The sequence below is a fragment of the Aquimonas sp. genome (genome assembly GCF_044377145.1).
GTDB lineage: Bacteria > Pseudomonadota > Gammaproteobacteria > Xanthomonadales > Xanthomonadaceae > Aquimonas.
The window spans coordinates 1-10666 of record NZ_JBILJQ010000108.1; the positions used below are offsets into that span (position 1 = coordinate 1).

Annotated in this window: 11 protein-coding genes; 5 read left to right on the forward strand and 6 right to left on the reverse strand. The window is 67.8% G+C overall.

Annotated features, from left to right (window positions below; all coding sequences use genetic code 11):
* The first annotated feature begins 412 nt into the window (after positions 1-412).
* From ACIQ7H_RS20555 to ACIQ7H_RS20570, 4 genes are all read left to right on the forward strand, one after another.
* A complete protein-coding gene (locus tag ACIQ7H_RS20555) occupies positions 413-1465 on the forward strand; it encodes an NAD(P)-dependent alcohol dehydrogenase (protein ID WP_395795074.1) in 1053 nt (350 codons plus the stop codon).
* A gap of 3 nt (positions 1466-1468) precedes the next feature.
* Positions 1469-1933, forward strand: a complete 465-nt coding sequence (locus ACIQ7H_RS20560; protein ID WP_395795076.1) for a tRNA (cytidine(34)-2'-O)-methyltransferase — start codon at positions 1469-1471, stop codon at positions 1931-1933.
* Between the two features lie 141 nt (positions 1934-2074).
* Complete coding sequence (locus ACIQ7H_RS20565) at positions 2075-3511, forward strand: peptidoglycan DD-metalloendopeptidase family protein (protein ID WP_395795078.1); 1437 nt, start codon at positions 2075-2077, stop codon at positions 3509-3511.
* 51 nt (positions 3512-3562) lie between these two features.
* A complete protein-coding gene (locus tag ACIQ7H_RS20570; protein ID WP_395795080.1) occupies positions 3563-4723 on the forward strand; it encodes an anhydro-N-acetylmuramic acid kinase in 1161 nt (386 codons plus the stop codon).
* Between the two features lie 92 nt (positions 4724-4815).
* Here the strand turns inward: ACIQ7H_RS20570 and ACIQ7H_RS20575 are convergent, their stop codons facing one another.
* From ACIQ7H_RS20575 to egtB, 6 genes are all read right to left on the reverse strand, one after another.
* Complete coding sequence (locus ACIQ7H_RS20575) at positions 4816-5136, reverse strand: EthD family reductase (RefSeq protein ID WP_395795082.1); 321 nt, start codon at positions 5134-5136, stop codon at positions 4816-4818.
* Between the two features lie 101 nt (positions 5137-5237).
* A complete protein-coding gene (locus ACIQ7H_RS20580; protein ID WP_395795084.1) occupies positions 5238-5654 on the reverse strand; it encodes a hypothetical protein in 417 nt (138 codons plus the stop codon).
* 85 nt (positions 5655-5739) lie between these two features.
* On the reverse strand, positions 5740-6111 hold the full coding sequence (locus tag ACIQ7H_RS20585) for a hypothetical protein (protein WP_395795085.1): 372 nt from the start codon (positions 6109-6111) through the stop codon (positions 5740-5742).
* Positions 6112-6421: 310 nt separating this feature from the next.
* Entirely contained in the window at positions 6422-6703 is a 282-nt protein-coding gene (locus ACIQ7H_RS20590) for a DUF427 domain-containing protein (protein WP_395795086.1), read from the reverse strand.
* A gap of 23 nt (positions 6704-6726) precedes the next feature.
* A complete protein-coding gene (egtD, locus tag ACIQ7H_RS20595) occupies positions 6727-7749 on the reverse strand; it encodes an L-histidine N(alpha)-methyltransferase (RefSeq protein WP_395795087.1) in 1023 nt (340 codons plus the stop codon).
* Positions 7746-9014: an ergothioneine biosynthesis protein EgtB gene (gene egtB, locus ACIQ7H_RS20600; protein ID WP_395795089.1), complete on the reverse strand. Its 1269-nt coding sequence runs from the start codon at positions 9012-9014 to the stop codon at positions 7746-7748. The genes egtD and egtB overlap by 4 nt, the downstream gene beginning before the upstream one ends.
* Positions 9015-9336: 322 nt before the next feature.
* On the opposite strand from egtB, the gene ACIQ7H_RS20605 reads away from it, so the two are divergent.
* Complete coding sequence (locus ACIQ7H_RS20605; RefSeq protein WP_395795091.1) at positions 9337-10515, forward strand: PLP-dependent aminotransferase family protein; 1179 nt, start codon at positions 9337-9339, stop codon at positions 10513-10515.
* Positions 10516-10666 lie beyond the last annotated feature (151 nt).

Below are 10666 nucleotides of genomic sequence, written 5' to 3' on the forward strand. Positions count from 1 at the left end.
ACTCGGAAGCAACGAGATCGCAAGCATGAGCGAATCCGCCACTCAGGAGAACGAATGACAGCTATCTGGTGAACAGGCTGTCTCAAAGGGGTTGACGCGTTCCGCTGCGTGTTGCTCGGCAGGATCCGGTCTACATAGTCCAGTGCGACATCAGGCAGCCGCTCGACCAAGCGTTCCTGAGCATGGCCTCAGAAGCCCGCAGCGGCGGAGGCAACTCAGCCGGGCCTTTGCAGCGCATCATCATCCCCGACAGGATGAAGCCACGGGTCCGCGCGCTGCTCGCTGCCAAAGGCGTCACCATCGACTGGCTCCTTGAATCCGACGAACCTGACGAACCTGACGCTAGCGCGCCGGCAACGGAGCAAACACCCCTTAACCGCTAGCCTTTCGCTTTACCCCCGAGGATTCCCCCATGCCCCACCCCGCCCTGTCCTACGCCGCCCCTTCCGCCAAAGCCCCGCTCGCGCCGTTCAAGCTCGACCGCCGTGCGCCGGGAACGACCGATGTGCTGATCGAGATCGCCTACTGCGGGGTCTGCCATTCCGACCTGCATCAGGCGCGCGAGGACTGGGGGCCGGCGTTGTTTCCGATGGTGCCGGGGCATGAGATGGTCGGACATGTGACCGCGGTCGGTGCGCAGGTGGGCAAGTTCAAGGTTGGCGATCGGGTCGGCGTCGGCTGCATGCTCGACTCCTGCCGCCGCTGTGAATCCTGCGCGGCCGGCGAGGAGCAGTTCTGTTCGGCCGGTGCGTCGATGTCGTACAACGGCTACGAGCAGGACGGCAAAACGATGACCTTCGGCGGCTACAGCCAGCGCATCACGGTCGATGAGGCGTTTGTGGTGCGGGTGCCTGAGGGCATGCCGCTGGACCGCGCAGCGCCGCTGCTGTGCGCCGGCATTACCACCTATTCGCCGCTGAAGCGTTTTGGCGCTGGTCCGGGCAAGCGGGTCGCGGTGATGGGCCTGGGCGGTCTGGGTCATGTCGGCGTGCGGGTGGCGCGGGCGATGGGTGCCGAGGTGACGGTGATCTCGACCTCCCAGAGCAAGCGCGCGGACGCTGCCGAGCTTGGCGCGCAGGATTTTCTGGTCAGTACCGACCCCAAGGCGATGAAGGCGGCGGCGGGCCGGTTTGATCTGATCCTCGACACGGTGTCGGCAGTGCACGACCTGAACAGCGCGCTCAACCTGCTGCGCACCGATGGCACCCTGGTGCTGGTCGGCGTGCCGGAACAGGCGCTGCCGGTGCAGCCGTTCGCGCTGATCGGCCGCCGCCGTCGGCTGGCCGGCTCGCTGATCGGCGGCATCGCCGAAACCCAGGAGATGCTCGACTTCTGCGCCGAGCACGGCGTGCTGGCCGATATCGAAACCGTGGCCATGGCCGATATCAACCAGGCCTGGGAGCGGCTGCTGAAGAACGATGTGCGCTACCGCTTCGTGATCGACATGGCGACGCTGAAGGCCTGATCGATGTTCGAAGTGCTGCTGTACGAGCCGGAGATCCCGCCGAACACCGGCAATGTGATCCGGCTGTGCGCCAATGCCGGCGCGCGCCTGCATCTGATCCGTCCGCTCGGCTTCGAGCTCGACGACAGCCGCCTGCGCCGCGCCGGCCTCGATTACCACGAGTACGCCAAGGTGCAGGTGCACGACTCGCTGGCGGTAGCGCTGGCGTCGATCCAGCCGCCGCGGCTGTTCGCGCTGTCGACGCGCAACAGCAGCCGCTACGACCAGGTCGCGTTCGCGCCCGGCGATGCGTTTCTGTTCGGCCCGGAAACCCGCGGCCTGCCGCAGGCGGTGCTGGACGACATCGCCCCCGACTGCCGGCTGCGCCTGCCGATGCGCCCCGACAATCGCAGCCTGAACCTGTCGAACGCGGTCGCGGTGCTGGTGTTCGAGGCCTGGCGCCAGCACGGCTTCGCCGGTGGAGCGTGATCAGGGTCACACTGCGGACTGAACCGCGTTAATTGGAAGTTAACTCTAACGGGCGCTGAAATCCCTTCTGCAACAAAGGTTTGACGTAGGGTTTTAAGGCTGGTTATGGTGCGGCGGTCTTCAAGCTCTTGAGCATCGCCTGTGCAACCCAACGATCCGACGTCCAGCCCCGTACGCCCCCGCCCACTCCAGGCCGTCCGCCGCTCTGAAACCGTTGAATCCGGCCCGGCCAGCTCGAAATCCTCATCCCTGTCGCCGCTGTCGCGCTTCCGTCGCGACCACTGGATCGTCGCCTCGATGCTGGCCACGGTCTCGACCCTGGTGGTGCTGACGATCCCCGGTTTCGCCGGCGCCAGTCTTGAACCGCACGATGTCACCCGCGAATACCTGCAGCTGGATCTGCCGGTGATCACCGCCGGCAGCGAAGAGGCCGAGGCCCTGGCAGCGGCCAGCGCGGCGCGCCTGGCCAGCGATGCAGCCGATTGGCGGGTCGTCACGGTCAAACCCGGCCAGACCCTGGGCGCGATCTTCGCCGAACAGGGCCTGTCGGCCACCCTGATGCACCGCCTGCTGGAACACCCCGGCGCGAGTGAACCGCTGACCCGCTTCCGCCCCGGCACCGAGTTCGCCTTCGATGTCGACAGCGCCGGCCAGCTGCGCGCACTGCGGTTTGATCGCGACGAAGCCACCCGCGTGGTGCTGCATGTCGGCGCCGACGGCATCCACGAGGAAAAGCTTGAGCGCGAGGTCCAGCGCCGCGTGCAGATGGCCTCGGGCAACATCACCCACTCGCTGTCGGAAGCAACCGAACGCGCCGGCATGTCGACCTCCAGCATGCTGGAGATGGCCAAGGTGTTCGGCTACGACATCGACTTCGCGCAGGATCTGCGCGTCGGCGACAGCTTCCATGTGGTTTACGAAGACATCTACCGCGACGGCGAGCGCCTGCGCGGTGGCGACATCCTGGCGGCGACCTTCGTCAACCAGGGCAAGACCTACCAGGTGTTCCGCTACACCTTCGCCGACGGCAAGACCGAGTACTACGACGCCGACGGCCGGCCGATGAAGAAGTCCTTCCTGCGCATGCCGATCGACTTCGCCCGCATCAGCTCGCGCTTCAGCTCGGCGCGCCGCCATCCGGTGCTGGGCACCACGCGCGCGCACCGCGGCGTCGACTACGCTGCCCCCACCGGCACCCAGATCAAGTCCGCCGGCGATGGCCGCATCACCTTCGCCGGCTGGCGCAACGGCTATGGCCGCACCGTCATCGTCGACCACGGCAACGGCATCACCACCCTGTACGCGCACATGTCGCGGTTCTCCAGCTACAAGACCGGCGCGCGCGTCAGCCAGGGCAGCACGATCGGCTATGTGGGCGCCTCGGGCCTGGCCTCCGGCCCGCACCTGCACTACGAATTCCGTATGCACGGGGTGCACCGCGACCCGCTGACCGTGACCATGCCCAAGCCGCAGCCCTTGCCCGGCGGCGAATTGGCGCGCTTCCGCAGCCAGACCCAGCCGATGCTGGCCCGGCTTGAGGTGATGCAGACCAGCGCCGGCGCGCTGGCCTCGCGCTGATCGCGGCAAGCGCCTTTGCAGATTGAGTCTCCGCCGCGCGCTGATTCCCTCGTGCGCGCTGCCGGCGAGCCCGCGGCGCAGGACGGACTCTTCCTCGGCTTGATCTCCGGCACCAGCGCGGACGGCATCGATGTCGCCGCGGTGGAACTGGATGGCGCACGCGTTCAGCTGCGTGCCGGCCGCACCTACGCCTGGGATCCCGACCTGCGCGCGCAGATCCTGCGCGTCTCACAGCATCAGCCGCAGGTGTCACTGGACGAATTCGGCGAGCTGGACACCGCCGTCGCCGATGCCTTCGCCGACGCCGCGCTGCAGCTGATCCACGACTTCCGCCTCGACCGCCGCGCCGTGCGTGCGATCGGCTCGCACGGCCAGACCCTGCGCCACCGCCCGCGCGGGCCGCGCCCTTTCACCCTGCAGATCGGCGATCCAAGCCGGATTGCCGAGCGCACCGGCTGCAGCGTGGTCGCCGACTTCCGCCGCCGCGATGTCGCTGCCGGTGGCCAGGGCGCGCCGCTGGTGCCGGCCTTCCATCGCGCCGTATTCGCTGACCGCAATGAAGCGCGCACCGTGCTCAATATCGGCGGCATCGCCAACTTGAGCCTGCTCGGCGCCCGCGCACCCGATCCACTGCGCGGCGCAGAGGCGCCAGTGCAGGGCTTCGACTGCGGCCCCGGCAATGGCCTGATGGACGCTTGGTGCCTGCAGCAGCGCGGCCAGAACTACGATGCCGGCGGCGCGTTTGCGGCTGAAGGCCGCGTGCACCCGGGCCTGCTGGCGCGCCTGCTCGCGGATGACTACCTGGACCAGCCGCCGCCGAAGAGCAGCGGCCGCGATCGCTATCACCTGCAGTGGCTGCAGCCCCAGCTGGCGGATTTCGATCTGTCAGCCGCCGATGTGCAGGCCACCCTGCTGGAGTTCACCGCCGCCAGCATCGCGAGCGCGGTACAGCGCTGGCAGCCGGACTGCGCGCGCGTACTGGTCTGCGGCGGTGGCGTGCACAACAGCGTGCTGATGACCCGCTTGGCCGCGCAGATGCCGACCCGCACGGTGGAATCCACGGCCGCACACGGCGTCGACCCGGATTTCGTCGAAGCCATGACCTTCGCCTGGCTGGCCCGCGAAACCCTGATCGGCCGCCCCGGCAACCTGTTCGAGGCCACCGGCGCGGTTGGGCCTCGGGTGCTGGGTGGGATCTACCCGGCCGGCTGAGTGGCAGTGTCGCCGGCTTCATCGGCACGCGTTCGCAGACCCCGCGGTTGGTATCACCCAAACACCGGCGCACCGCACCCATCGCGTGGGCCTCAGATAGACACTGCACCGATCAGAATCAGCGGCGCACCGCCGCTCGAAATGCGGGCCGCATCAGCCGCCACTTCCTGCATTTCCGCCGAACCCAGCGCCTGCTGCAAGGCCTCCGCGGAGGCGAAGGGCATTGCGAACATCTGGTAGTAGGCCGCAGCGCCCTGCGGCAGATCGACAAAGCGCGTCACCGTGTAGGGCCTCGGGTGCTCAGGCACCTGCATCCGGCGGTGAAACAGGGCAAGGTGCTCCCGATAGTCGCGATTGAACTGCTCGACATCGGTCGGCTGGGGATACAGCACATGCAGGGTGACTTCAAACATCGCAACGCTCCGGTGGTAGAGAAGTTGAAGGACAAAGCGCGAGACATCGCGTGAGAACGGGCGAGCGCGAGAACGATAAGCGTCCCTGCGAGCAGCGCGACTCAGTCGTCCTCTTCGGTTTCATGGCTGCACGCGTAGAACGTGAGCTCCAAGCCGAGCCCCAGATCGGCGGCCAAGCGCACCAACTCAGGCGACAGCGCGCACGACCTCACCATCGTGTTCTCGTAGATGGACACGGCGAAATCCAGAGTCGCGGAGTCGACCCCATCGAAAGCCGCGAGACGGCGAAGCTCCGCCGAGTGCTCGCACAGAAAGGCGGTGGCGTCCGCGACCTGGATGTCGAACGCATCGAAGTCGGCGTTGCTCGCAACGAAGTGCGCGCCTGAAGTACTGCACACCTTGCGTCCAACCGTCCGCACCTCACCCCGTCGCCACTGCGCGTCAGGCGTGAGCGAACACGACGACAGCAGCGCGTCGATTTCAAGCGAGGTTCCACCAATACGAAGGATGCAGGACATTCTGGGACGCTCTGGGGTCAAGTACTCCGGCTGTCAGCCACGTGCGGCGAACAACATCGGGCAGCAAACCGGCATCAAGTCACCGCTAAACCCGCGGCCACCACAGCACGATCGCCCCGACGGCGAAGAACACCACCCAGGACAGGTGCCGTCCGCGCGTGAGCACCAGCGGCAGCAGCCCGGACAGAACACTGGTGTAGCCCAGCACCTCCAGCATGCCGCGGACGGTCAGCGCGCCGGATGCGGCCTGCCACAGCAACAGCGCAAACCCCCACCATGCCACCGTGGTGATGTGCCAGGCAAAACGCAGCGTCTGCGTGGTGAAGGACGTTCCACCGAACAGCGGCGGCAGGTTGTCGCGGCGGAACAGGCGGATGAGGATGTAGCGCTCGCCGAGCACGGAATGCGCCAAGCCGGTGAGGAAAATCAGAACCGCGGCGACATGCAGAGCAGACATGGATGGCGAAGCTCCGGGATTGGCCGAACGCACGGCATCGGCGCAGATGCGAAGCATGCGCCAAGCGCCACGCCAACGCTCGCAACAACGAAGAAAAATGCGCGGCACCGACTGGAGCAGCGGTGCGCCTGCACTCACACAGCGGTTTCCAGCGATCACGCGCACGCCAAGCGCGACAACCGATGTCCGCGCAGAGCCTGAAGCAAAGTCGCGAACCCCGTGCTCCGCGGCTTCGCCGAGATTCGCCGCTGCCGTGATCGCAAGGCGAACCGAGCCGCGCCCGGTCGCCGGCTCGCGCCAGCGCGGCCGCTCAGGGCTGGACTTGCACGCCCTTCCAGAACGCCACCCGGCCGCGGATGGCCGTCGCGCGTTCCTTGGGCTCGGGGTAGTACCAGGCCGCGTTGTGATTGCTCTGGCCGTCAACTTCCACGCTGAAGTAGCTCGCCGTGCCCTTCCAGCCACACACGCTGGTGTGGTCGCTGGGCTTGAAAAATTCGCGGTTCAGTGCATCCGCGGGGAAGTAGTGGTTGTTCTCGACCACCACGGTGTCGTCGCTTTCGGCCAGCACCGCGCCATTCCAGATCGCTTTCATTCCGATTTCCTTGCTGGGCTGTTCTAGGCGTGGGGCAGCGTCAGCCAGTGCAGGCTGAACAGCTGGTCGACATCGCACCACACCTGAGCTGGCTCGAAGCCAGCCCTGCAGGCGAGGGCTTGAAACTGCCGCACGGTGTACTTGTAGGAACGTTCGGTGTGCAGGCTCTCGCCGGCGTCGAATGCGTAGCTGCGGCCGTCCAGCTGCACCGTCTGCGCGTGGCGGCTCAGCAGGTGCATTTCGATGCGTTGCTGCTCGGGCTGGTAGAAGGCGTAGTGCTCGAAGGCTTCGATGTCGAAACCGGCGTCGAGCTCGCGTTGGGCCCGCGCCAGCAGATTGCGATTGAACGCCGCGGTCACCCCCGCAGCATCGTTGTAGGCCGCATGCAGCAGCGCCGGCGACTTGACCAGATCGACGCCCACCAGCAGACCGGGCGGGCGGGCGCGCTCCGCGCCGTGGCCGTCGCGCAGCATCGCGGCGAAGCGTGCAAGCAGTGCGCTGGCCTCGGCGGGCTCGAAATTGCCGATCGAGGAACCTGGAAAGAAGCCCACCCGAGTCTGCGCGGCCTCTGCCATCGGCGGCAGCCGCAGCGGCTGGGTGAAGTCGGCGGCCAATGGCGTCACCAGCAGCGTGGGGTAATCCCGGCGCAGCGGTTTGATCGAGGCTTCAAGGTGCCCGCCGGAGATGTCGATCGGCAGGTAGCAGCGGGGCTTGGCGAGCGCATCCAACAGCCGCCGCACCTTGTGGCTGGCGCCAGCGCCGAACTCGACCACTTCGGCGCCCGGGCCGATCAGCGCGGCGATTTGCTCGGCATGGGCGTCGAGCAGGCCGAGCTCGGTGCGGGTCGGGTAGTACTCGGGCAGTTCGCAGATCGCCTCGAACAGTTCCGAGCCGCGCTCGTCATAGAACCACTTCGGTGAAATCCGCTTGGGCCGCTGCGCCAATGCCGCATGCAGCGCGTCGGCGAAGCTGCGCGCGCCGGGGTCCTCCACCGGCCGTGGTTCGGCGGTCGAATAGCTCGGCGGACGCAGGCTGTGAACGCTCATGTCAGGTCCTTGGCGAGCCGCAGGCCCGTGAACTGCCAGCGCGCAGCCGGCGGAAAGAAGTTGCGATAGGACACGCGAGCGTGTCCCGGCGGCGTGACGCAGCTGGCTCCACGCAGCACCTGCTGACCCACCATGAACTTGCCGTTGTACTCACCCACCGCGCCCGGCGCCGGCGCAAACCCCGGATAACCGGTATACGCCGAGCCCGTCCACTCCCACACCTCGCCGATGCCTTCCAGCAGGCCGGCACGGGCTGCGGACTCCCATTCGAATTCGGTTGGCAGGCGTGCGCGGGCCCAAGCCGCATAGGCACAGGCCTCGTAGTAGCTCAGGTGGCTGACCGGCTCGTCCGGGTGGATCGGCTGCAGGCCGCGCAGGGTGAAGTGCTTGGCGTGTTCGGCGGATTCACGGTACAGCGGCGAAACGATCGCGCCGACGAGCACCTGCGCCCAGCCCTCGCTGAGCCAGAGTTCCGGCCGCCGGTAGCCGCCGTCGGCGACGAACTCGGCGAACTCGGACGCGCGCACCGGCAGGTCGGCGATCGCGTGCGGCAGCAGCAGGGCCTCATGCCGCGGCCCCTCATTGTCGAACGCGAAACCCTCGCTGCCGGCGCCGATCTGCTCGATCGCCCGTGGCCGCTCGATGAAGCGCATGGCGCGCGCGGGCAGCGCGGCAGGGTGGACGCGCGGCAGGGCGTCGTCCGCCTCGACCGCCGTGTTGCGGTAGGCCGGCTTCAGCGGGTTCTGCGCCAACAGGTGCTTGATATCGGTCAGCAGCAACTCCTGATGTTGCTGCTCGTGCTGTACGCCAAGTTCCAGCAGTGCCTGGCTCGACTGCCACTGGGCCGCGTCGGCGCGCTCGATGAATCGCTGCAGCTGCTCATTCACGTGCGCTCGATAGGCGCGCACCTGTGGCGCCGAGGGTCGCGTCAGCAGCCCGCGCTGGGCCCGCGGCTGACGCTCGCCCAAGGCCTCGTAGTAGGAGTTGAACAGGTAACCGAAGTGCTCATCAAACGGGGCCAGACCCTGCACCTGCGGCAGCAGGATGAAGGTCTCGAAGAACCAGCTGGTATGCGCCAGATGCCACTTGACCGGACTCGCATCCGGCATGCTCTGCACGCACTGGTCTTCGTCGCTGAGCGGGGCGGCGAGTGCCAGGCTGCGGCTGCGCAGCGCGGCGATTCGCTGGCCCCAGCGCACGCGATCGGCATCGGCGGTTGCCGGCAGCTGCGGTTCGTCCACTGGCAACTGGGCTGCGCTGGTCATGGCGCGAGTTTAGCCTCTCAAAATGTAATGTTCGTTCACTTGCGTGTCGTCACGGCGTGAGCGCAGCGCGAAGTCGCAGCAGTCGGCGCAAGATGCCGCCATGGTTGCCGCGGACTTGAGCTGCCGTGGGGTGCACGGGCTCTCGCGCCAGTGGCGGCTTCGGCTGCCGCGTGTCGCGCCGAGACTCCTGCGTGGACGGCAGGCTCGACCTTGATCGGACTGCTGGGGAAATCGCGACAGCCGCGCCGCTGCGGACCGCGAAACATGCTCTGGTGTCGAATCGCAGCTGGGCCTCGCCCTCGATGTGCAGCAGAATCCGGCGATGAATCGCACGCGCTCTGAAGCAGAAGTCGCCGCTGAGGCGTCACCGACGTCACCCGACAGCGACGCGCTGCTCGACCTCGGCATCAACCTGCCGCCCCTGCGAGTTGGGGCGGCCCGCCTGGCGCAGACGCTGCGCGCACTGGCGAACGCGCCGAACCCGCAGGCGCTGTGCGGCTATGCATCGACCGCACTGCTGCAGCGCTATCAGGCGGCCGTGGTGGCGTGGATGGACGGCGGCTGTGGCTTTGCCGGGCAGGTGTCGGAGCGCGTCATCGCCTGCCACGGCGCGCGCAGCGGGCTGATGCTGTGTCTGCAGCACCTGCTGCCCGGGGGCGGCAGCGTGCTCTGCGATGCGGTGACCTACGAGGGCTTCAAGCAGTTGGCGGCGACGCTCAAGCTGGAGCTGGTGCCGCTGGCGGTCGATGCGCAGGGCTGCGTGCCGGAGGCGCTGGAGGGCGCTGCCAGAGCGACTGGCGCGCGGGTCTGGCTGGCGGCGCTGAGTCTGCAGAACCCGCTGGGCAGCGTCGCCTCGGCCGCGCGACGACACGCGCTGGCGGAGATCGCGCAGCGGCTCGGCCTGTGGGTCGTCGAGGACGATGTCTATGCGGCGCTGCTGTCTCCTGGCGCTGGGCTGTCGCCGCTTGCCGGGCTGCTGCCGCAGCGTTGTTTTCTCGTCGGCAGCGTTTCGAAAGCGCTCGCGCCCGGGCTGGCGGCGGGCTGGGTGCTGGCGCCTGAGACCGAAGCCGAGGCCCTGCGCAGTCGCTGCTATGCCCTGGGCTTGAGCCCGAGCCTGTGGAGTGCGCGGGCGTTCTGCCAACTGCTGGAAAGCGGCGATGCGTTGGCGATCGTGGCCGATATGCGCGTCGAGCTGGCGGCTCTGCACGGGCTGGCGCGCGAATGCCTCGGCGCAGACATCGTCGGCGCAGTCCGCACGCCCGCGCCGCAGCTGTGGCTGCCCGTGCCTGCAGGCCGTGCCGAAACCCTGCACGCCGAACTGCTGCGGCGCGGGCTGCGCCTCACTCCGCCGGCGGCGCCGCTGCTGCAGTCGATTCCAGCGCCGGGCCTGCGGGTTTGTCTGGGCGCTGCCGCCACGCGGGCGGAGCTGGCGCAAGGCCTGCGCACGCTGCGCTCCACGTGGGAGGAGATCGACTCGGGTTCCCGCGACCAGCTGCTCTGATCGCGCAGAGATCCGCTCGCCAGGCCGTAAGCGTCCGCCCACCTCACCTACCTTCCTGACCTGATTCTCCCGACCGTCTCCGGTTTCCCCAACGGAGGAGCGGTCGATGGCGTGTTCGGAGGTGCGGCGATGGCGGGCGCATGTGCGCTCG

Excerpts from the sequence above, each read along its gene's own strand:
- egtD (WP_395795087.1), bottom strand. The coding sequence starts at position 7,749 with ATGAGCGTTCACAGCCTGCGTCCGCCGAGCTATTCGACCGCCGAACCA.
- ACIQ7H_RS20590 (WP_395795086.1), bottom strand. The coding sequence starts at position 6,703 with ATGAAAGCGATCTGGAATGGCGCGGTGCTGGCCGAAAGCGACGACACC.
- ACIQ7H_RS20555 (WP_395795074.1), top strand. The coding sequence starts at position 413 with ATGCCCCACCCCGCCCTGTCCTACGCCGCCCCTTCCGCCAAAGCCCCG.
- ACIQ7H_RS20605 (WP_395795091.1), top strand. The coding sequence starts at position 9,337 with ATGAATCGCACGCGCTCTGAAGCAGAAGTCGCCGCTGAGGCGTCACCG.
- ACIQ7H_RS20560 (WP_395795076.1), top strand. The coding sequence starts at position 1,469 with ATGTTCGAAGTGCTGCTGTACGAGCCGGAGATCCCGCCGAACACCGGC.
- ACIQ7H_RS20575 (WP_395795082.1), bottom strand. The coding sequence starts at position 5,136 with ATGTTTGAAGTCACCCTGCATGTGCTGTATCCCCAGCCGACCGATGTC.
- egtB (WP_395795089.1), bottom strand. The coding sequence starts at position 9,014 with ATGACCAGCGCAGCCCAGTTGCCAGTGGACGAACCGCAGCTGCCGGCA.
- ACIQ7H_RS20580 (WP_395795084.1), bottom strand. The coding sequence starts at position 5,654 with ATGTCCTGCATCCTTCGTATTGGTGGAACCTCGCTTGAAATCGACGCG.
- ACIQ7H_RS20585 (WP_395795085.1), bottom strand. The coding sequence starts at position 6,111 with ATGTCTGCTCTGCATGTCGCCGCGGTTCTGATTTTCCTCACCGGCTTG.